Source organism: Fulvivirga maritima (assembly GCF_021389955.1).
GTDB classification, from domain to species: Bacteria; Bacteroidota; Bacteroidia; order Cytophagales; family Cyclobacteriaceae; genus Fulvivirga; species Fulvivirga maritima.
Window position 1 is genome coordinate 2,060,664 of sequence record NZ_CP089980.1, and the last position, 21,147, is coordinate 2,081,810.

General features: G+C 37.5%; 18 protein-coding genes. 11 read left to right on the forward strand and 7 right to left on the reverse strand.

The window, feature by feature from the left end; translation table 11 throughout:
* The 5 genes from LVD15_RS08780 (at position 1) to LVD15_RS08800 (ending at position 6,034) form a co-directional block, all read left to right on the forward strand.
* Positions 1 to 837, forward strand: coding sequence for a hypothetical protein (locus LVD15_RS08780; protein WP_233779921.1), 837 nt, complete (start codon positions 1 to 3; stop codon positions 835 to 837).
* On the forward strand, positions 834 to 1,448 hold the full coding sequence (locus LVD15_RS08785; protein WP_233779922.1) for a class I SAM-dependent methyltransferase: 615 nt from the start codon (positions 834 to 836) through the stop codon (positions 1,446 to 1,448). Before LVD15_RS08780 ends, LVD15_RS08785 begins: the two co-directional genes overlap by 4 nt.
* Before the next feature lie 190 nt (positions 1,449 to 1,638).
* Positions 1,639 to 4,248 (forward strand): PAS domain-containing sensor histidine kinase, encoded by a 2,610-nt coding sequence (locus LVD15_RS08790; protein ID WP_233779923.1) that lies wholly within the window; start codon positions 1,639 to 1,641, stop codon positions 4,246 to 4,248.
* Positions 4,249 to 4,285: 37 nt separating this feature from the next.
* Positions 4,286 to 5,452 (forward strand): GNAT family N-acetyltransferase, encoded by a 1,167-nt coding sequence (locus LVD15_RS08795; RefSeq protein ID WP_233779924.1) that lies wholly within the window; start codon positions 4,286 to 4,288, stop codon positions 5,450 to 5,452.
* Positions 5,453 to 5,467: 15 nt separating this feature from the next.
* Entirely contained in the window at positions 5,468 to 6,034 is a 567-nt protein-coding gene (locus LVD15_RS08800) for a YqaA family protein (RefSeq protein ID WP_233779925.1), read from the forward strand.
* A 256-nt stretch (positions 6,035 to 6,290) separates the two neighbouring features.
* Here LVD15_RS08800 and LVD15_RS08805 read toward each other — a convergent pair whose 3' ends face one another.
* The gene (locus LVD15_RS08805) at positions 6,291 to 6,599 is read right to left on the reverse strand and encodes a hypothetical protein (protein WP_233779926.1); all 309 of its coding nucleotides are present in this window, start codon (positions 6,597 to 6,599) and stop codon (positions 6,291 to 6,293) included.
* 184 nt (positions 6,600 to 6,783) lie between these two features.
* On the opposite strand from LVD15_RS08805, the gene istA reads away from it, so the two are divergent.
* The gene (gene istA / locus LVD15_RS08810; RefSeq protein ID WP_233776528.1) at positions 6,784 to 8,307 is read left to right on the forward strand and encodes an IS21 family transposase; all 1,524 of its coding nucleotides are present in this window, start codon (positions 6,784 to 6,786) and stop codon (positions 8,305 to 8,307) included.
* A gap of 11 nt (positions 8,308 to 8,318) precedes the next feature.
* A complete protein-coding gene (istB, locus tag LVD15_RS08815; RefSeq protein ID WP_233776529.1) occupies positions 8,319 to 9,053 on the forward strand; it encodes an IS21-like element helper ATPase IstB in 735 nt (244 codons plus the stop codon).
* On the opposite strand, the gene LVD15_RS08820 is transcribed toward istB, so the two are convergent.
* Together LVD15_RS08820 and LVD15_RS08825 are read right to left on the reverse strand one after the other, a co-directional pair.
* A complete protein-coding gene (locus LVD15_RS08820) occupies positions 9,013 to 9,852 on the reverse strand; it encodes a hypothetical protein (protein ID WP_233779927.1) in 840 nt (279 codons plus the stop codon). The two genes, istB and LVD15_RS08820, sit on opposite strands and share 41 nt — an antisense overlap.
* 174 nt (positions 9,853 to 10,026) lie before the next feature.
* A complete protein-coding gene (locus tag LVD15_RS08825; protein WP_233779928.1) occupies positions 10,027 to 12,171 on the reverse strand; it encodes a hypothetical protein in 2,145 nt (714 codons plus the stop codon).
* 261 nt (positions 12,172 to 12,432) lie between these two features.
* Between LVD15_RS08825 and hemH the strand changes: the two genes are divergently transcribed.
* On the forward strand, positions 12,433 to 13,449 hold the full coding sequence (gene hemH, locus LVD15_RS08830; protein WP_233779929.1) for a ferrochelatase: 1,017 nt from the start codon (positions 12,433 to 12,435) through the stop codon (positions 13,447 to 13,449).
* Positions 13,450 to 13,451: 2 nt separating this feature from the next.
* On the opposite strand, the gene LVD15_RS08835 is transcribed toward hemH, so the two are convergent.
* From LVD15_RS08835 to glmM, 3 genes are read right to left on the reverse strand one after another with little or no spacing between them, the layout of a single operon-like run.
* The gene (locus LVD15_RS08835; RefSeq protein ID WP_233779930.1) at positions 13,452 to 14,390 is read right to left on the reverse strand and encodes a polysaccharide deacetylase family protein; all 939 of its coding nucleotides are present in this window, start codon (positions 14,388 to 14,390) and stop codon (positions 13,452 to 13,454) included.
* Between the two features lie 12 nt (positions 14,391 to 14,402).
* The gene (locus LVD15_RS08840; RefSeq protein WP_233779931.1) at positions 14,403 to 15,545 is read right to left on the reverse strand and encodes a cysteine desulfurase family protein; all 1,143 of its coding nucleotides are present in this window, start codon (positions 15,543 to 15,545) and stop codon (positions 14,403 to 14,405) included.
* Positions 15,546 to 15,553: 8 nt separating this feature from the next.
* Entirely contained in the window at positions 15,554 to 16,945 is a 1,392-nt protein-coding gene (glmM, locus tag LVD15_RS08845; protein ID WP_233779932.1) for a phosphoglucosamine mutase, read from the reverse strand.
* Between the two features lie 158 nt (positions 16,946 to 17,103).
* Here glmM and LVD15_RS08850 point away from each other — a divergent pair, with 158 nt between their 5' ends.
* On the forward strand, positions 17,104 to 18,069 hold the full coding sequence (locus LVD15_RS08850) for a calcium/sodium antiporter (protein ID WP_233779933.1): 966 nt from the start codon (positions 17,104 to 17,106) through the stop codon (positions 18,067 to 18,069).
* Here the strand turns inward: LVD15_RS08850 and LVD15_RS08855 are convergent.
* On the reverse strand, positions 18,066 to 18,293 hold the full coding sequence (locus LVD15_RS08855) for a hypothetical protein (RefSeq protein ID WP_233779934.1): 228 nt from the start codon (positions 18,291 to 18,293) through the stop codon (positions 18,066 to 18,068). The genes LVD15_RS08850 and LVD15_RS08855 overlap by 4 nt on opposite strands.
* A 91-nt stretch (positions 18,294 to 18,384) precedes the next feature.
* Between LVD15_RS08855 and mazG the strand changes: the two genes are divergently transcribed.
* Positions 18,385 to 19,203, forward strand: coding sequence for a nucleoside triphosphate pyrophosphohydrolase (gene mazG, locus LVD15_RS08860; RefSeq protein WP_233779935.1), 819 nt, complete (start codon positions 18,385 to 18,387; stop codon positions 19,201 to 19,203).
* Between the two features lie 122 nt (positions 19,204 to 19,325).
* Positions 19,326 to 21,038, forward strand: coding sequence for a sensor histidine kinase (locus LVD15_RS08865; protein ID WP_233779936.1), 1,713 nt, complete (start codon positions 19,326 to 19,328; stop codon positions 21,036 to 21,038).
* The last annotated feature ends 109 nt before the right edge of the window (positions 21,039 to 21,147 follow it).

Sequence of the window (21,147 nt, forward strand, 5' to 3'; positions counted from 1 at the left end):
ATGAGAGGGATGGTGCGGCTGTATAAATATTTTAACCTACTTAGTTTAGATGTGGCCGTAGGGGCTGTTTCATGTTCACTATTTGTGAGCAAGATATTAGGCGTACGTATCCCTTGGCCAGTAACTCTTATTTTAGGATTAACCGTGTGGCTGATCTATACTTTTGATCACCTGGTAGATGCCCGTGGGTTAAAGCACAAGGCCAGTACACAACGTCATCGTTTCCATCAGAAATATTTTAAAGTGCTTACTATTGCTTGCGCGGGGGCTTTGATTGTTAATGCCTACTTGGTGTTTTTCCTTCCCTCTGAAACAGTGCTTTTTGGAATAGCCATTAGCTGTTTAGTAATGGTTTATTTTTTATTGTTACATTTTCTTAAGCTTAAATCAGTTTATCATAAAGAGTTAATGATAGCTGTTTTATATGCTGCTGGAATTATGGTGGGGCCGGTAAGCCTGTATCAAGGACAATTGGACTTACGAATAATCATCATTTTCATTCAGTTTGTTATGATTGCCCTTTCTAACCTCATTGTTTTTTCGCTTTATGAGAAAAGGTCAGATCAGATAGATAGCTTTCCTTCTATAGTGCAGTATTTAAATGAGAAAAATGTACGTATTGGTTTAAAGGTCTTTATTCTATTTCAATTGGCTTTGGCCGTTTTTATATCTCAAATCCCCACTTTGAAAAGCTTCGAATATACATTTATGTTCATGTTGATAATACTTGGCGCTCTTCCCTTTTTCAGATCTTCCTTTGAGAAAAATGAAAAATACCGCTGGGTGGGTGATGCTATCTTTCTGTTGCCTTTAATTACGCTGCTAATTGGCTTATGAAAGTAAATTTTAATCTGATTGCTCCAATATATGATTTACTATCCTCATTGGTGTATGGAAAAGAATTAATAAGAGCTCAGGTTGAGTTTTTAAATAAGATACCCAAAAAATCGAAGGTTTTGGTAATTGGAGGCGGAACGGGTAAATTTCTTGAGTCTCTAGATAAGCTAGGCAGGGCTATGGATTTGGTTTATTTGGAGGCCTCTTCTTCAATGTTAAAAAGAGCAAAGAGTAGAGCACCATTTGAGAATCTGTCAATAGACTTTCAATTAGGCACGCAAGAAGATATTAAAGGAGATTTTGATGTCATTATCACTTTTTTCTTTCTTGATCTTTTTACTGAAGCCAGCCTAAAAGTGATTAGCACCTCTTTGTATAAGCACTTAAAAAAGGAAGGGATATGGCTCTTCGCTGATTTCTGTAAAACTGAAACTTTTTGGCAACAGTGGCTTGTAAAAATAATGTACACCTTTTTTAGAGTAGTGAGTGGTATTGAAGCGAGCCATTTGTTAAACCTACCTCAGCACCTCAGTAATTTACCTCTTGCTCAGCTACAGCAGAAGCACTTTTTTCATGGTATGGTGGCTTCCTATGTTTTCAGAAAATCATAATCTATGGGAAATAAATAAGGGCAAGTTTTAACTTATTTATTATGAGAGTGTTATTGGTATAAACTAATAACCCACACCTTACTTACGTTCTAATGATCTTCATTTTTATAAATGGGGTAATAAACCAATTTTGCTATTGAATCCTAAATAAGAAAGGTTATCTTGCGTAGTTCGGTTATAATATTATGGTATGAATGATTTAGATTCCTCAAGGTTTCTTCTTGAGAATTTTATAGAGCTCAATGCCGAGGCAATTTTAATTGTAGACAAAGAATTTCGTGTTGTAGGTTGGAACAAGCGGATGGAGGTATTAACGGGAAAGAGCCGAGAAGAAGTGATTTCCGCTAGTGTTACAAATATCTTGTCAGTTTGGGATTTTGACTTTGCAAAATATACGGAAGCGGCTTTTTTTACACAAAGTTATTCTTCGTCTGAAATATATAATCTGTATACCAATTCAGAGATTGTTACCGTTTCGCCAAGTTTCTCGCCTTTAAATGCTGAGGAAGAGCCTTTGTGCATGATTATGCTTAAGGAAGTTTCTAAAGAGCAACTTGGGGCTAAATACCAATCATTAGTAGCCGAGTCACCTGTAGCTACCGCTATTTTTCTACCTGGGGGCAAAATGCAATATTTTAACCCTGCCTATGCTCGTTTATGGGATATGGATGATAAAATGGGCATGGAAATGCTGGAGAAATATAATATTCTTGATGATGATCAGCTACTGGATTTAGGTATTATGCCTTTTGTTCAAAAAGGATTTGGCGGAGAAACTTCAGAATTACCACCTACTTATTATGATCCTGCTGATACCAAGAGCTGGTATAAAAATAAGATAGGAGAAAAGAAATATGTTAGAGGCCATATATATCCTGTTAAGAATAACTTGGGTATAGTTAAAGAAGTGGTTATAGTGCTGTCTGATATTACTTTTCAGAAGCAGGCCGAGCAAATTCTTACGGATACTCATTTAAAATTTCAGATGCTCACGCTGGGTTTACCCGGAGTAATTTATGAGCTGGAAGAGCTTCCTAATGGAGAGGAACGCTTCAGGTATATAAGTCATGGCTGTGAAGAGATGTTTGATCTCACCTCTGAAGAAGTAAGAAGTGATGCCTCTTTATTAGAAGGGTTAATTCACCCTTTAGATAAACAAAGCTATTTGAAATCAACCCTTTCTTGTAGAAACAAAGTAAAGGAATGGCAATGGGAGGGGCGCTTGCTGGTAAATGGCAAAGAAAAGTGGATAGAGGGCAGATCCAGCCCAGCTCGTAAAAAAGGGGGCAGTGTTATTAGATATGGGTTATTATTAGATATTACCGATAAAAAGCTAGCCCAAAAACGGTACAGGTTATCAGAGGAACGATTGCATGTAGCGCTTCAGGGAGCCGAATTGGCTTTGTGGGAATGGAAGGTGAATGGTAAGAAAATCATTTTTAATAAATCATGGATTGCCAGGCTTGGCTATGAACCAGGAGAGCTTGAGCTTACATTAGAGGAGTGGTCTAGCTACATACATCCTGATGATGTAGAAGAAACCATTCAAAAGCTGAATGATCACATGGCCGGACTTCTGCCATATTATGAAGCCGAATATCGGTTTAGAACCAAAAACGAAGGCTACCGGTGGTTATTAGTGCGTGGGCGAGTAGTAGAACGATATGCTAATAACCGCGTGAAGAAGGTCTGTGGCACCTATTTGGATATTGACGAAAAGAAGCGTTCTGAAATACTCAGCCAAAGAAATGAATTGCTTTTCACCCAGTTATTTGATAATTCCCCTCTGGGAATAGTGCTTTTAGATGAAAGCCATAGCGTAATGCAGGTGAATCAGGGCTTTAAGAATATGTTTGGTTTCTCTGATGAAGAAGTCATAGGGAATCAGCTTAATAGTGTGTTGGTGCCGCCTGAGCTGATGCAGGAGGCCAAAGATATCAATACCCTCACTGCCAGTGGACAAGTGGGCTTGCTGGAGTCATTCCGGTTGCATAGTGATGGCCATACCGTTCCGGTTATTATTTACGGAGTGCCAGTTTCTTTAAAAAATGAAACCATAGGCATCTATGGTATTTATGTAGACATAACGGAGCGTACAGAAGTAGAGCATGAACTGCAGATAAGAAATAATGAGCTGGATAACTTTGTCTATAAGGTGTCTCATGATTTAAGAGCACCTTTGTCTTCAATCTTAGGCCTTGTAAATCTGGCAGGGTATGAAGAAAATGAAGATGACATTCGCCAATATATCTCTTTAATAGAAAACAGGGTAAAGCAGCTCGATAGCTTTATAAATGATGTGCTCAGCCATTCTAAAAATCTAAAATTGGCGATTACTGTAGAGGCTATTGATTTTAATCAGATCGTTTCTGACTGTTTTACTAATCTTAACTATCTGCCTAAGGCGAAAGAAATTCAAAAGAAGATAGAAATATCTGATCATGCTTTTTATAGTGATAAATGGCGTATCAATGAGATCTTTCGTAATCTTATTTCAAATGCCATTAAATATCTTGACCCTGAAAAGGAGATGCACTATGTGAAAATAGAAATTGGTATTACAGATGAGATGGCCCACATTAGGTTTGAGGATAACGGAATAGGTATAGAAGAGTCTATTTTATCTAAAGTATTTGAAATGTTTTACCGGGCTACTGAGTACTCTGAGGGATCAGGAATAGGCCTTTATATTGTTAAAAATGCTATAGAGAAATTGGGTGGAGAGATCAGGCTAAGAAGTAAGCTGCATGTAGGTAGTACTTTTGATATTATGATTCCGAACAAGAATCCGGAAGGATAAGTCGCTAAAATGAGAAATAAAGCCTTATTATTGCGCTATGAAAATGCTAGAGGTAAATTCTAAGGAGCTCGCTAAGGAGTTTATAAAATTTCCGGTAAGATTATACAAAAATCATCCTACCTGGATTCGCCCATTAGATAAGGATATAGATGCCGTTTTTGATACCAAACAAAATAAGGCGTTTAGAAGTGGAGAATGTATCCGCTGGATCTTGAAAAATGATGGTGGAGAAACCATAGGCAGGATAGCAGCATTCATAAACAAAAAGACAGTAAACAAAGGCAATGATCAACCTACTGGTGGATTAGGCTTTTTTGAATGTATTAATGATAAAGAAGCTGCATTCAAGCTTTTTGATACTGGTAAAGAATGGCTCGAGGCCAAAGGAATGGAGGCCATGGATGGACCTATTAACTTTGGAGAAAGAGATAAATGGTGGGGGCTGTTGGTTGATGGATATGAGCTGGAGCCTAACTATAACTGTAACTACAATTTCCCTTATTATAAAGACCTTTTTGAAGCCTATGGCTTTCAATTATATTTTAATCAATACACTTTTGGGCGTAAAGTAAGAGATCCGTTTTCTCCTAAGCTTATGGAGAAAGGGAAGAAAATGCTTAATGCTCCCGGCTATTCTTTCAGGCATATGGACATGCGCAAGATGGAAAAGTATACCGAAGATTTCAGAACGGTATATAATAAAGCCTGGGCGCGCCATAAAGGAGTGGCTCAAATGTCTTCATTACAGGCTAAGACCATTATGAAGCAGATGAAGCCAATCATGGATGAAAAAATTGTGTGGTTTGGCTATTATGAAGATGAGCCGGTGGCGTTTTATATTAACCTGCCAGAGGTAAACCAGATCTTTAAGCATGTAAATGGTAAGCTTGACCTGATTGGGAAACTTAAGTTTTTATATCATAAGTGGACTAAAAGCTGCAATAAAATGCTCGGCTTGGTGTTCGGGATTACTCCTGAGCATCAGGGTAAAGGTTTAGAAGGAGCATTGGTTTTGGCCACTGCTGAGATGGTTCAGGATAAATACCATCGTTACCCTTACCTGGAAATGAATTGGATAGGAGATTTTAACCCTAAAATGATCAGGGTGGTGGAACAAGTGGGTGGAGAAATCGTTAAGACCCATGTTACCTATCGCAAATTATTTGATGAGAGTAAACCATTTAAACGCTGCCCTATTCAATAAAGCCCATTTTACAATATGGGCAAGCTAAGTTATAAAACCAGGTTCCTGATAAAGAATCTGGTGAGAGGGCTGTTTGTTTTGAGCCTGATCATAGTGGCTTATATAGTTCTTCAGAAGCATACTAACTTTGAAGAATTTCTAGACTATATAGGTCAATGGCCTTTTATGGTTTATACGGTCTATACCATTTCTGAAGTGGTTTTTGGCATCATTCCGCCAGAGCTATTCATGATATGGTCTATTAACAGTGGCTTGTTTGATTCTTATGTATTAGATGTCGCTTTTCTTGCAGCCATATCATATGGAGCCGGAGTGTTAGGGTATTTCGTAGGCAGACGGTTTAAAGGAACTGAGCTTTTTGATCGTTTTTTGGCGAAATATGTCAATCAATATCATAACCTTTTCAGAAGATTTGGCGGCTTTTTAATTTTTGTAGGAGCCATTACCCCTATACCCTTTTCAGCAGTATGCATGCTGGTAGGCATGACTCGATTTAAATTTGGTCGGTTTCTGCTTATAGCCACCACGCGCTTTCTTAGGTTCGCCGTTTATTCCTATATCATCTATCAGGCACAGATATAGCGGGTCATTTGTTTATTGTATTTGATTAAGATGGAGTCCGATATTGCACTGGCTTATGACAGCTTATTGACTATATAATATTGTTGACTTAGCATTTAATCCTTTCATGGCCTAGATAAAGTTGATTGGCTAAATTGAGAACATCCTTCATGTATCTATTGCTCTTTTACCCATACTTAACCAGGCAGAGGTTTTAAAATAATTGTCATGGGGCAAAGGGACTGCTGGGGAAGTCACTTAATAGATTTACTAAATACTATTCATTATCAATAGGTATATAATATGGTTTTAAATAGGAGCCTTCATGAGAGCTCAAAAAATCATTTACTTTATGCTCATACTCCTTAAATTCAATTAAATAATTCTTTAAGTAAGCTGCCAATTCATTACTACAGTATACCTTGGAGTAATTTAAATTATCAACATATTTGTCAGAATCCATGCTTATTTCTGATTTTGCTTCATATGAAGAAATACAATTATTCTTATAAAAATATGATCTTTTTGATTCAAGTTTTCGAGTGGAATCATTGTTGGATACAACGGTTTGAATTATGCCACCCATTTCGGTTAGGTATATGCCAGTGATTTCGGTTCAAACCGTGCCAGTGTATCTATTTGATTACGGTTCGATTTGTGCCACCATATTATAATAATTGATACCTATTACGGTTCGATTTATGCCACTTTAAGAGTTCATTGATTGTTAATATCGCCCCAAAAAAAGGATGGCGAATAAACTTGACATAATGGACTTAAAACAAATTATCAATCTTCATTTGAGAGGGCTGAGCAATCGGCAAATTGCTTTGACCCTGGGTGTGAATAGAAACACTGTTAACCATTATTTGCGATCACTTCAGTCAAGCGATCAGCCCATGGAAGCATTGCTACAGTTGGATACTGATGCTTTAGAAGAGCTATTTTCGTCTAAGACAACCATAAACAATGATCGTTATGCGGTTTTAATGCGTTTTTTTGAGACCATGCACCCACAGCGTCATCACCCTGGCTTTACCCTTCAGTACCACTACCAGTTGTATGCTGAGCAAACTCAGGATAGTTACAGTTACACTCAGTTTACCACCCATTATCAGCGTAAGTACAAACAGGCCAAAGGTTCTATGAAGTTAGAGCACAAGGCAGGAAAAGAGCTTTATGTTGATTTTGCAGGTAAGAAATTAGAAGTAGTAGATCCATCTACAGGAGAAGTAAGCCAGGTAGAAGTTTTTGTGGCCACACTTCCTTTTAGTCAGTATACTTATGTGGAAGCATGTAAAAGTCAAAAAAGGGAGGACTTTATTCAATGCCTCAATAATGCACTCCGCTTCTTTGGAGGAGTACCTGTAGCCATCGTGTCAGACAACCTTAAATCGGCAGTTACCCGATCCAGTAAGTATGAGGCGGTTATTAATAAAACTTTCAAAGACTTCGCTCATCACTATGGGTGTGCCATAAACCCTACACGTAGTTATGCCCCACAAGATAAAGCACTGGTAGAAAATGCTGTTCAGCTGGCCTATCAGCGCATTTATTACCCTATGCGTAAAATGACTTTCTTCTCTATTGAAGCGCTTAATGAAGAGATCCAGCATCATCTTAAGGGCTATAATAATGTGCTTTTTCAAAGAAAAGAAGCTTCCAGAAAAGAGCTGTTCCAATCCGTAGAATCATCCCTTCTAAAAAGCTTACCCCAAAGTACTTATCAGGTTAAAGAATACGCCAGAGCCAAGGTACAGAAGATGGGATATGTATACTTCTCGGCTGACAAGACTTATTATAGCGTTCCCTATCGCTACATTGGCTCTCAAACTCAGATACAGTACACCTCCAAACATGTTGAAGTATACTACAAAAGCCAACGCATTGCGCTGCATAATAGAGTAATGAGTAAGGGTGCTTATATTACTAATAAGAATCACCTCTCCAGTACACACCGTGCTTATAGCCAATGGAGTCCCCAGTATTTTTCTGATCAGGGAGGTAAAATAGGTGTAAATGTAAAGCTGTTTATGACAGGTTTATTCCTGCAGGGTGACTATCCTGAGATTAACTACAAAAGAGCCATGGGCATTTTAATGCTGGCCAAAAACTATGGCCATGAGCGTGTAGATAAAGCCTGCCTAAGGGCTGTTCATCATGACACATACAGCTATCAAAGGCTCAAAAATATACTCAGTAATAATATGGACGAGCATGAAATAGAACAAGAAAATCATCAATCACATATCCCTTCTCACAAAAACATCAGAGGGGCTAACCATTACCAGTAAACAATAATTTTATGAACAATAATCAAACAATAGAAAAACTAAAATCCATGAGGCTATCTGCGATGGCTGAACTGCACAGACAACAACTCAGCAGCAATGCTTATCAAAAATGCACCCCAGATGAATATCTGGCCTTACTCACTGAAAGTGAATGGGAAGACAGGCAGAATAAGAAGATTACACGGCTGATGAAAAAGGCCACCTTCAAGCAGCAGGCAGACATGGATGAAATAATCTTCTCTGAAAATAGGAATCTGGATAAAAACATGTTCAACAGGTTGTCCTCCTTACAGTTCATCAAGCAAAGTGAAAACATCATTATTACAGGTGCTTCAGGAGTAGGCAAAAGCTTTATGAGTCAGGCCATAGGCAGACAAGCTTGTCTGATGGGCTATAGCACCATCTATCAGGTAACAGCTCGCCTGTTCAACAAAATGAAACTCGCCAAAGTAGATGGCACCTATATCAAAGAACTTAAAAGAATTACCTCTGCCCAACTCTTAATACTAGATGATTTTGGTTTACAAAGCATGGACAATATTGCAAGAGAAGTACTTATGGATATTATCGATGATCGTCATGGAAAAACTTCAACTATAATCTCCTCTCAAATACCAGTATCAGCCTGGTATGATATTATTGGTGAAGGCACTATTGCTGATGCCATATTAGACAGGCTCGTTAACTCTTCTCATAGAATAGATCTCAAAGGAGAATCTTTGAGAAAAGGTATGTTGAAACATTAATATTTACTAAAATTACGAAACTCTTAAAGTGGCATAGATACACCGAAATCACTGGCATAGTTTGACCGAAACAACTGGCATAGTCCGACCGAAATAGCCAATTGTCATTTAATCTGCTAAATTCGAAAACATCTTCCCCTAATTTTAATTGATCAACATATTGAAGATGCCCATTCCATAAATAGAAAGTCGTTTTTTGATATTGCATTGGCATAGACCAATAATACTTTCTTCCTTCATTCACACTATGTCCGGTCTCAACTACTATCTTTTGTAATGAATCCCTTTCATCAAAAAAATAGGTTCTTCTACTGTTATTTGTATATGCAATTAATTTAAAAGCCTCGTCTCCTTCAAAATCATAATATAATTTATGATAATCATTATGTCGTAGTTCTCTTGTTCTTAAATTTTTATAAAAGCCATACTCAAACCTGTTGATTATATCTACATATGAATTAGGAAAAACCATTCTATTAAATTCACTATTCCGCTTAGATATGTCTGATACACGTCTATTAATCAAGACCTCGAGTGAATCACTATTAATATCTCCAATTATATTAAAGCCATAGTTATCTGTTTGTGATTTTTTTGAACTAGAAACAATCAAAGGAGCAGGGGGCTTACCTCTCATCTCTCTTACAGCATTTCCTAATTCCCTAGAAGTCATTGACCTTAATTCATTCTCACTATATCTTAGTAATAATGAATCCTTTAAGGTCAATTTATTCTGAGAAAATGAAGGGGTAGATAACATTAATAAAAGAAATATAATAATTATACCTGTGTTTTTCATGTGATGTTTTTCATCGTTTAGCAATTAAATACTTTCATGTATATGCTTAAAAAATGTTGGCCTAGGGTTGTTTATTTCTTTTGGTTTGTTAGTGTCTGCTCTATTTCTCCTTATTAGCACACGTATTACTTTGCTACGCGCGCTTGATGGTGAGATTCACCTTTGCCTATTCGACTAGATGTCTTTCTCGTTAAAATAGGTTTTTCCAGTATTCGTAAGTTGATATTGGTATGGAGCTCCATCTTTTTCACGGGTTCGTAAAACATATCCATGATCTTTATCTAGCTTTCTGCCTCTCCACCCAATTAATTGTCCTGAATAATCTATTTCCCCTGCAATTTCTTTGGCAAATAAAGGGTCATCCACTTTTTGTAATTCTTGAAGTATTTTCAATTCAGGAGTTGGTAATAATTTACTACTATCGATTGATTCGAGTTTTGTTTTTATTGAATCGGATATAGAAAGAACCAGAACCTTGCTTGAACAGCTATTACATTTAAAATTATTAAATTCTAAAAATTTCAAATCCTCCATACCGAATTCCTTTTCGCATTCAGGGTTAGAACATTTTATCTTTTTAGATTCCTTTAAGAACTCAATTATCAGTTTATTGAAATTGAACGGTCTTTCTATAAAATACTTTCTATGTTTACTACCATCAGGCTTTCCCCAAGGAATATTTAAACGTCTAGATAATCCATAATTTATAGCATATACAGAGGATTGTACGCCATCCTTATCACTCATATCATTGTACTTTGTGATAAAAAAATTCAATTCCAGCGTTTTCAGAAATTCTTCAAGTTCCGAATTAAAATGAAAATGAGATGAAAAAGGTTGATTTGGCATGTACGTTGAGCCAGAAAGTTCTTTGGTTTGTATTCTTTTTCTTACGGTACTTAGTCTTGTTGAAATTTCATCTAAAAGGTTTTGGAGTTGCAAAATGGAAACCTTTTCATTCATACTTAACAAAGAGTATGTTGCCGTATCAAAAAACGTTAAAACTTTGTCTTCATAATATCTTTGACTAGCTGATTCAATATCGGTTCTATTGATTTTTTTATCATAAACAGTCTTGGCTTGGTAGCAGTAGGATAAGACATACCCTAGAATTCTTGGAACGTTCATTGATGTTTTAAACAGCAGCGAGTAGTACTCTTCTAAAGTCTGCAAGTCTGTATCAAAATAGTCACTTGGAGTCAAATTGGTGAAATGCTGAATCCGGCTTGCCACAAGTCTGCGAGTGAAATCTGTAGCATTAGTCTCCATTTTATCACGGTCAAATTCCGAGTAGAGATTGTAAAAATCCAAATAAACGGTATCAATTTTTCCTGGATCGATTTTACCATAGTGGATTCGCCCTGGGTATGCTGCTATTTTAAATTTAATGAATTCATCAGACCAATTATTTAATGGCGCAACAACTACATCTGTGAATCTTCTAATTGCTGCATCATCGATCTCCGAGAAATCATCAAGCAAAATGAAAAGATGATCAATATTCAAGATTTTTAGAATACTCTTTATCTCTGAGATGACTTCCTTTATCTGAAACACTTGTAGTAGAACGGTTGAAAATTCCTTTTCAAATTCATCGAGTTGCCCATGACTTTTCTTCCATGTGATACCGGAATCGGTCTTTATGCCTCCGTCTACACCATCGGCTTTCACCCCCCCTTTAATTTCAACTCCGCCTAATTTGGTTTCTTTTTCAGATTTATCTTCGCTGCTTGATTTGAGTTTTGATGAAATCCTTTTCAGAAGTGGGATTTCAATTTGTTCTAAGATTTTATTATCACTTATTTTTTCACTCAGCTCATCAAGTCGTTCCTTGACCGCTTCAGGCTTTGTCGTTACGAAAATCTTAGCAAATTTATCACCCAGAGAGCTATATTTTTTATCCAACTCATCTTTAATGGCGACAAGTGTATTCTGGATAAAAGTTCTTTCTATTAGATACCTCTGAACCAAGTCAGAAGGAATTAATTGGTCGATATTCTCTATTGACGTGCTTTGAGTTTGGGATTTTTCATAAATGGTCTTAACATCTAAATAACAAGACAAATAATTGTCTTTCTTTCTTAATGCTTGTTCCAGCCTCAAAAATATTGTAGATTTCCCTGTTCCCTTTCTTCCAACAAAAAATGTGGTGTTGTTAAGAAGAGCTTTTTTTAGGATTAGTTCATTGGGTAACAAATCTGTGTAGAGTTTTTCCAACAGACTCCTGCCTTTTTCATCAATTAGATCAGCTCTTCGATATTTTTTCATCGACTCTACTGCTTCGAAAAAACCGTTTTTTTGCTCTTCAGTATATTTCATTTAATGTAGTAGTGAGTTATAAATATAATTGTATATAGTCTTATCACATCTCCCTTTCTAATATAGCAAATAATTAATATTTTTTATTTCTTTTAAGGCTTCATCGAAACTGTCAACTCATCTCTGTCTACACTTCAACAATTTTTAAAAGGCGATTCCTAACCAGAAAAAGCCACTCCATTCTAAAATCATTTATCAGGTGCAGATATAAAGGCCTTTTTGTTTATTATTAACTACATTTGCTTTTTCTTAAAAATGGCTATGAATTCAGTAAAAGGTAAAACAGGAGTACTTTTAGTTAATCTGGGCACCCCAGATAGTCCGTCAGTATCTCACGTAAGATCATATTTGTCGCAGTTTTTGAATGATCCCAGGGTAATTGATATCCCTTGGCTTGCCAGGAAAATGCTGGTAAACCTGATCATTGTGCCTTTTAGAGCACCAAAATCTGCCAAAATATATAAGCAATTATGGACAGAGGATGGATCTCCTTTGATTTTTCATAGTAATAAGGTGATGGAGCTTCTACAGCAGGAATTAGGTAGTGAATATGGTGTTCACTTAGCCATGAGGTATAAAAATCCGTCAATACCAGATGTGCTGACTGAAATGCAGAAGGAGAATTATAAAAAAATAGTAGTTCTACCTATGTTCCCTCAGTATGCATCAGCTTCTACAGGTTCTGCTATTCAGGAGGTGATGGATGTGATCAGAAAATGGTGGGTTATTCCTGAAGTGAGGTTTATCAGTCAGTATTATGATCACCCTAAATTTATAGATGCCATTATAGACAGAGCGAGCAAATATAATCTTAAAGATTATGATCATATTCTGTTTTCATATCATGGCCTTCCTGTTCGCCAAGTAGATAAGGTATATGATAATGGCCTTTGCGAAGATCGTGATTGTGAAGAGACAGTAACTGATGAAAATCAATACTGCTACAAAGCTACTTGCTTTGCTACTACCCGTATTTTGGCCGAAAGGCTGGGTATTTCTGAGAAAGATTATACTGTTTGCTTTCAATCTCGCTTAGATAAAAACTGGCTGGAGCCATTTTCTGATAAGGTAGTGGAAGCAAAGGCCAAAGAAGGCGCTAAGAAACTGCTTGTTTTTTCTCCGGCCTTTACTGCTGATTGTCTGGAAACTATTATAGAAATAGGAGATGAGTATCAGGAGATTTTTGAAGAAAACGGGGGTGAGAAAGTACAGCTGGTAGAGAGCCTTAATGATCATCCGCTTTGGGTGGAATGCCTTAAGGAAATAGTGCTTGGTTAAGATTATTCGGAGATGCCTGAATACTCCTGAATGAAATCAGGACAAAGGGGCTCTCCTTTATAAAATTTTTTGGGCTGTTTCTGAGTAATGGCCCAGCGCTGTAACCAGCTAATGCCCCATCCGGCTACCACATTATCTTCAGACTTGTAGGCAGGATCTTTCAGAGCCTCTTCTAATGATACAAATTGGTATCCTTCTTTTTGTATGGCTTCCAGCAGTTCGTCCAGGTGTTCTGCATTTAGCAGGTTGTCATGCACCAGCAGGATTTGTGAAATATTACGGTCGAATAGAGTATGGCTGCTCTTTTCATAATATCTGATCTTACTGATCATATAGCTGACATAGCTATTGGCTATGCTGTCTTTCATTACATCATCATCAGCGTCAAAGGCTTTTTTATAGGCAGCAGCATATATCCACTCTGAGTTATCCAGTGTTACCGGAGCCTCCACCATATTATGATCTTTTAAGTAATCTTCAAGTGCTTTTACTTTTTCGGCAGTGTTACCTCTGTGTAAAAAGGGGTGTCTGAAATATTTAACCTTTGCCGGCTTTATTAATTGACTGGTGATGAGCTGGCCTTTCTCTATTTCTTCAAAAAACTGCTCTTCTGTAACCTTGTTATAATCGGCGTGGCTATAAGTGTGGTTGCCTAGCTCCAGTTTATTATCGACCCAAATTTTCAAAAATTCTACTCCGGTAGAATCCAGTTGATTGTTTTTATAAAGATGAGTTTCGTTAACAAAGCCAATGGCAGGCACCTGATATTTGACACAAGTCTTTACTATCTCTGTATTGACATACCTGATCAGCTCAGGATCTTTGCCTACCGACATATTGGTTAGGTCATCAATAGTGACGGCCATTTTCTTTTGGGCACTGGCAGAGGAAAATAGGCCAAGCAGCATTAGAAAAGTGTATAAAATTTTATTATGCTGCATGGCTTTAATTTTTTAAGCTTCTACTTTATTATAAAATTCGGCTAATTTCTCTACCGTAAAATCAATCTCTTCAGCTGTATTGTATTTGCTGAAAGAAAACCTAACAGCACCTCTTTCCGGATCTGCATTGATGCCTCCCAGCACATGTGAGCCTGTAGAAGCACCACTTGAGCAGGCACTACCGCCAGAGGCAGAGATACCGTTAATGTCTAAGGTAAATAACAACATGTCATTGTCTGGAGACGGAGGTAATGATACGTTAAGCACGGTATAAAGGCTTTTGTCAGCATTATCAGAATCACCATTGAATGATACTCCTTCTATGCTGCTTTTAAGCTTGGCTATCATTCTGTCTTTAAGGCCTTGAATATGGTTTTGATGACTTTCCATATCCTGATAGGCTATTTCAAGTGCTTTGGCTAAGCCAATAATACCGGGTACATTTTCCGTTCCGCCGCGCATATTACGCTCTTGGGCTCCACCATAAATAAAAGGATTGATCTTGGTGTTTTTATTGATATACATAAAACCAATACCCTTTGGTCCGTGAAATTTATGAGCGGCAGCCGTAATACAGTGCACATTAAGATTTCTCAGGTTATGCTGGTAATGGCCTACTGTCTGTACGGTGTCAGAATGGAATATAGCTTTATGCTGAGCGCATAAAACTCCTATTTCATCTATATCGTTCAGGTTACCCACTTCATTATTAGCATGCATGATAGATACCAATGATCTTTCATTTTCTTTAAGTAATCTTTCAAGATCCTTAAGGTCTACATGGCCTTTTTCATCCAACGCTACGTAGCTCAGTTTTATTTTACCTTGCTCTTCCAGGTGCTCAAGGGTATGCAATACCGCATGATGCTCTATTTTGGTAGTGATGGCATGAGTTAGCTCGTAAGTATCTATACATGAGCAGATAAGCGTATTATCTGCTTCTGTGCCACCAGAGGTGAAAAAGATTTCACCAGGAGTTACATTTAATAATTGTGCTACCTGCTTTCTCGCAAATTCAATGGCTGACCTTACTTTTCTGCCATGTGCATGAGTGGATGAGGGATTACCAAAATCACTCAAAAAGTAAGGTTTCATAGCTTCGAATACATCCGGGTCTACTGGCGTGGTAGCTGCATTATCTAAATAAATATTCATTACAGTAATTATGCTTGGGTAGTAATAATGTCTCTGATGTCAGAAATAATTTTATTGGCCAGATATTCTGCCGTCGCTTCTGAGTCTGACTCTGAGTAAATTCTGATGATTGGTTCAGTATTAGACTTTCTTAAATGAACCCATTCATTTTCAAATTCAATTTTTACACCGTCAATAGTGTTTACCTTTTCTTTAGCATATTTCTTTTGTATCTGCTCTAAAATGCCATCCACGTTAATGTGTGGAGTTAACTCTATTTTGTTTTTAGAAATATGATAATTAGGGAAAGACGCTCTTATGCGTGATACATGTAAGTCTGTTTTAGCCATGTAGGTAAGGAATAAAGCAATACCTACCAGCGCATCTCTACCATAATGTAATTCAGGGTAAATAATTCCGCCGTTACCTTCGCCACCTATAATGGCATTGGTGTTTTTCATTTCAGTAACTACATTCACTTCACCTACGGCAGAAGCACTGTATTGACCACCTCTTTTCTCAGTCACTTTTCTTAGTGCCATGGTAGAGGACAGGTTAGAAACTGTATTGCCCGGTGTTTGTGACAAGATATAATCAGAAATGGCCACTAAAGTATATTCTTCACCGAAAGGTGTACCATCTTCTTGTATGAGAGCCAGTCTGTCAACATCAGGGTCTACTACTATTCCTAAATCAAAACGGCCTTTCTCTACCTCGTTACATATATGAGTGATGTTCTCAGGCAGCGGCTCAGGGTTGTGAGGGAAATGACCGTTTGGCTCACAGTAGAATTTTTTAATATTAGTTACTCCTAAAGCTTCTAATAATTTAGGTACTATTAAACCTCCTGTAGAGTTTACACAGTCTATGGCTACACTAAAGTTTTTAGAGGCTATGGCATCAGCATCTACCAGCGGCAGGGCCAATATTTTTTCTATATGCTTGTCGAAATAAGTATCATCCTGACGGTAAGAGCCTAGTTCTAATACTTCAGCAAAGTTATATTTATCTTTCTCGGCTATGCTCAGCACCTCAGCGCCATCTTCGGCAGATATGAATTCTCCTGTGGCATTAAGCAGTTTCAGAGCATTCCACTGAATAGGGTTGTGGCTGGCGGTGAGTATAATACCACCAGCGGCATTTTCTTCAGGTACTGCTATTTCCACCGTAGGGGTGGTAGATGGACCAAGGTCAACCACGTCTAGCCCCAGGCTGATCAAAGTGTTGGCTACCAAGCCGCTCACCATTTCACCAGAGATGCGGGCGTCTCGACCGATCACTATCTTCTTGCTATCACTTTTTGCTTGTGCCCATGTTCCAAAGGCAGCAGCAAATTTCACTATATCCAAAGGAGTAAGGCCTTGTCCGGCTTTGCCTCCTATAGTTCCTCGTATTCCAGAAATTGATTTGATTAACGTCACAGTAATATTTTCTTTTTACTTACGGCAAATTTATGAATTTTTGAAGGCTTAATGTGTTTAAACGGCACAAACATTAATTTAAAAAAATATCCTATATACAGTGACTTTAACTGTTCTTTTCGTCTAAATTGCCTGTTGGCTAAATTAATTTTACATATATGTACACCTATGTCCTGTTTGTATTAGGGTTTGTAATCCTCATAAAAGGAGCTGATTATTTGGTGATTGGAGCTTCCAGCGTAGCGAAGCGCTTTAATATATCAGAGATGATTATTGGGCTTACGGTAGTTTCTTTTGGAACTTCGTTACCCGAATTATTAGTCAATTTATCGGCTAGTTTTAGAGGTAGCTCTGAAATAGCCATAGGTAATATTTTTGGTAGTAACATAGCTAATATCCTTCTTATTCTAGGGGTGAGTGCTATAATCAGGTCTCTGCCTATTACTAAAAACATTTATTTTTCTGAAATTCCCTTTTCCTTGATAGCCACTTTGCTTGTAGGCTTCCTGGCTAATGCCGCACTTTTTTCTGAAAGCAGGGTATTAAGCCTTAGCCGGTTAGATGGCATAATTTTACTGGTGTTCTTTTCATTATTTATGGGTTATATCTATGTGGTACACCTTTCTAACCAGAGTCAGCAAGATATAATGATGAATACTGAGGGAATTTTGAGCGTTAAAAAGACAACGCTTTATATTTTAGGGGGGCTCCTGGGTTTATATTTTGGAGGAGAATGGGTAGTGGCAGGAGCCATAGAAATAGCTGAAGCACTTGGGCTCAGCGAAACCTTTATAGGCTTGACGGTAATTGCCATAGGCACCTCATTGCCAGAGCTATTTACTTCAGCCGTGGCGGCCTACAGAAACAATACTGATATAGCAGTGGGTAACGTGGTAGGGTCTAATATTTTCAACCTACTATGGATTTTAGGTATAAGTGCAGCTATTAGGCCATTACCTTTTGATGTGGCCAGCAATACTGATATTGTAATGATAATTGTAGCCAGCGCACTTCTCCTTTTTGCCGTAGCTGTGGGCAAAGGAGCTAAAATAGTACGCTGGGAGGGTATACTCTTTGTAGTAGTTTATATTGGTTATATCTACTATTTAGTGCAAAGAGGTTAATAATTAGACATTACCTTATTTACTTCAGAGTCAGGGTTTCCACAAGTTTCACCTTCACCCATTTTCTTGCCGCAAAAGCCGCAGGTAGCACCTTCTTTGTTTAAAAAGGGGCTCTGAGAAGCACATGTACCTTTAAACTGTCCGTTTTTTATGAATATTAGCCTTACAGACATCAGTCCGAAAAATAAGGCTATAAGTCCGATTCCCAATAATAAAGTGGTCATGATTATCTATTTTTGCTCAAATTTAGCCATTCACCTTAGAAACGTAAGCATAATGGTTAAAGTTTCTTAACCCCTATTTAGTAAGCATCATATGAAAGAAATTAAGAAGACTCCAGATTCAAATAGAAAGGCCAAACTCGAGGCTTTTGACCGTTTACTTACTATCATGGATGAGCTTCGTGAGAACTGCCCGTGGGATATGAAGCAGACCCTGGAATCTTTGCGCCACCTTACCATAGAAGAAACATATGAGCTGAGTGATGCTATTCTGGAAGGAGACCTGGAAGAAGTGAAGAAAGAACTGGGAGACCTGATGCTGCACAATATTTTCTACGCGAAAATAGCTTCAGAGAAAAAGGAGTTTGATGTGGCCGATGTGCTTAATAGCGTTTGTGAAAAACTTATAGGCAGGCACCCGCATATTTACGGAGATATAGATGCGGAAGATGAAAAGGCGGTGAAACAAAACTGGGAGAAAATAAAGCTTCAGGAAAAAGGGAATAAGAAAAAATCAGTTTTGGGCGGTGTGCCTAAGTCTTTACCTGCTTTAGTAAAAGCTATGCGCATTCAGGAAAAAGCCCGTGGCGTAGGCTTTGATTGGGAAGAACCTAAGCAAGTGTGGGACAAAGTAGAAGAGGAAATGCAGGAGTTTCATGCTGAGTTTAATCCGGAAGATGGAGAGGTGGACCAAAGCAAAGCCCAGGCAGAGTTTGGAGATCTGCTTTTTTCATTAATCAATTATGCTCGCTTTGTAAATATTAACCCTGAAGAGGCATTAGAAAGAACCAACAAAAAATTCATCAAGCGTTTTCAATATCTGGAAACAGAATCGGCCAAAGATGGTAAAAACATTACAGAGATGAGCCTCGAAGAAATGGATGTGTATTGGGAGAAAGCAAAGAAGCTTTAAAATCTGGTATTATTTCTTGATTAAAAATCAAGTTAACCGATAAAGCTCTATTAATCATGTTGTTATCTTTTGAATGAGGGCCATTATATTTAACTTAGTAGTATTGTCTAAGTTGGTGTATAATGGAAAATGTTGGGCTTCGGAAATTGATGTTGGGAAGGGATGCATACTTCCCGGATTGGTCATTATATAAGCGAGTAATCTTAATTAGTCGGTTCAGTATAATCGCGATCACTGTAAGTGTATTTTATTATATTTTTGATTATTACAATGATGCACTATTGCCTTGGTGGGTCTATGCTAATTTTGGTATTGCAGCTTCTATTAGCTTAGTATGTAATCGGCTAGGTTACTATAAAATAGCCACTACTATTTTGCTTACCTTCGCTAATGTTACCGGTTATCTCATGTTTGAGATGGGCCGTATGGAAGCCGGAGCATATCAGTTTTTTTTAATTAATATAATAGCTGCTTTTGCTCTTTTTTCAGGAAAGGATAAATACTTAAGATATGGCTTTGCCGGCTTATCTCTGGTTTTATTTGTGCTGGCCTTTTATCTTCATTTCAATTTTATACCAGCTCCGGTTTATCTACCTGATAATAACAAAATCGTTTTCTTTTTGAATTTTCTGTTTACGGTAGCCACCGTAGTGATGATTATATATTTTCTTATAAGAGTAAATGAGAAGTCAGAAGAGAGCTTAATTGATAGTAAGAAATGTCTGAAGGTATTAATGGATGAGCTATCCATTAGTAAAAGACGTTTTGAGCTGGCTATTATGGGTAGTAGCTCTGGTATTTGGGATTGGGACATGGAAAAAAGGGAATTATATACCTCTCCTATGCTAACGGATTTGTTAGGAATGCCCCAAGATGGGCTTGTGAAAATGGATCCTGGTGGGTTAGTTCAAAATTTAGTACACCCAGATGATCAGAGTAGGTTTAGAGAAAGTTTGGCAATGCATTTAGAGAAAAGGGAACCCTTTTGGGTGGAGGTGCGGATGAAACACCTTTCGGGAGAATATATTTGGGTGCTGGATGCGGGGCAGGCTGAGTGGGATGAAAACGGAAAACCAATTAGAATGGTAGGCTCAGTGGTTGATATCTCTAGAAGAAAGGCGGCTGAAAAGAAAGTAAAAGAGCAAAACACTATGCTTGAAAAGGCCAATGCGGAATTAGATAGGTTTGTCTATAGCACTTCTCATGATTTAAAGGCACCTCTGAGCTCTGTTATGGGGCTTATCCGTATTTTCGAACTCACTGAAAATGAAGAGGAAAAACAACAGTGCCTTGACATGATGAAAGAGCGGATTGATACGCTTAATCAGTTTATTAAAGATATTATTGATTATTCTAGAAATTCACGACTATCATTAGAAAAGGAGGAGGTTAGTCTTAATAAGTTAGTGAGTGATGCTTTGATTAATATTCAGTATTTCGAACAGTCTCAAAAGATAAGGATTGAGAAGCAGAATTTAGGAATTGTTTTTTCTGTAGATAAAAGTAGGCTTAAGATAATATTGAATAACATATTAACTAATGCCATTAAATATCATAATGTAGATCAAGAAGACCCCAATGTCTTTATTGGAGCCTCTGTTAAAGATGATATGCTGCAGCTAGAAATACGAGATAATGGCATAGGTATAGCTGATGAGCTTAAGGAGCAAATCTTTGATATGTTTTTTAGAGCTACCGAAAGCTCTGAAGGCTCTGGCCTGGGACTATACATTGCCAAAGAGATGGCCGATAAACTTGGAGGAAGCATTACAGTAGAATCTGAATTTGGAGTAGGCACCCGCTTTGTTATATCTATACCTGTAGGTAAACAGTAGTTTTTAAGGACACTTTCTCTATTAATTGATCAAATTTATGTCACTATTGTCTATAGACCTCATTAGTAACATGCAATAAGTTATAGCATAAAGATCATTTTATTATCTT

Bases quoted from the DNA above. Each gene is read 5' to 3' on its own strand.
- LVD15_RS08780 (WP_233779921.1), top strand. From the start codon at position 1: ATGAGAGGGATGGTGCGGCTGTATAAATATTTTAACCTACTTAGTTTA.
- LVD15_RS08785 (WP_233779922.1), top strand. From the start codon at position 834: ATGAAAGTAAATTTTAATCTGATTGCTCCAATATATGATTTACTATCC.
- LVD15_RS08790 (WP_233779923.1), top strand. From the start codon at position 1,639: ATGAATGATTTAGATTCCTCAAGGTTTCTTCTTGAGAATTTTATAGAG.
- LVD15_RS08795 (WP_233779924.1), top strand. From the start codon at position 4,286: ATGAAAATGCTAGAGGTAAATTCTAAGGAGCTCGCTAAGGAGTTTATA.
- LVD15_RS08800 (WP_233779925.1), top strand. From the start codon at position 5,468: ATGGGCAAGCTAAGTTATAAAACCAGGTTCCTGATAAAGAATCTGGTG.
- LVD15_RS08805 (WP_233779926.1), bottom strand. From the start codon at position 6,599: ATGGGTGGCATAATTCAAACCGTTGTATCCAACAATGATTCCACTCGA.
- istA (WP_233776528.1), top strand. From the start codon at position 6,784: ATGGACTTAAAACAAATTATCAATCTTCATTTGAGAGGGCTGAGCAAT.
- istB (WP_233776529.1), top strand. From the start codon at position 8,319: ATGAACAATAATCAAACAATAGAAAAACTAAAATCCATGAGGCTATCT.
- LVD15_RS08820 (WP_233779927.1), bottom strand. From the start codon at position 9,852: ATGAAAAACACAGGTATAATTATTATATTTCTTTTATTAATGTTATCT.
- LVD15_RS08825 (WP_233779928.1), bottom strand. From the start codon at position 12,171: ATGAAATATACTGAAGAGCAAAAAAACGGTTTTTTCGAAGCAGTAGAG.
- hemH (WP_233779929.1), top strand. From the start codon at position 12,433: ATGAATTCAGTAAAAGGTAAAACAGGAGTACTTTTAGTTAATCTGGGC.
- LVD15_RS08835 (WP_233779930.1), bottom strand. From the start codon at position 14,390: ATGCAGCATAATAAAATTTTATACACTTTTCTAATGCTGCTTGGCCTA.
- LVD15_RS08840 (WP_233779931.1), bottom strand. From the start codon at position 15,545: ATGAATATTTATTTAGATAATGCAGCTACCACGCCAGTAGACCCGGAT.
- LVD15_RS08850 (WP_233779933.1), top strand. From the start codon at position 17,104: ATGTACACCTATGTCCTGTTTGTATTAGGGTTTGTAATCCTCATAAAA.
- LVD15_RS08855 (WP_233779934.1), bottom strand. From the start codon at position 18,293: ATGACCACTTTATTATTGGGAATCGGACTTATAGCCTTATTTTTCGGA.
- mazG (WP_233779935.1), top strand. From the start codon at position 18,385: ATGAAAGAAATTAAGAAGACTCCAGATTCAAATAGAAAGGCCAAACTC.
- LVD15_RS08865 (WP_233779936.1), top strand. From the start codon at position 19,326: ATGGAAAATGTTGGGCTTCGGAAATTGATGTTGGGAAGGGATGCATAC.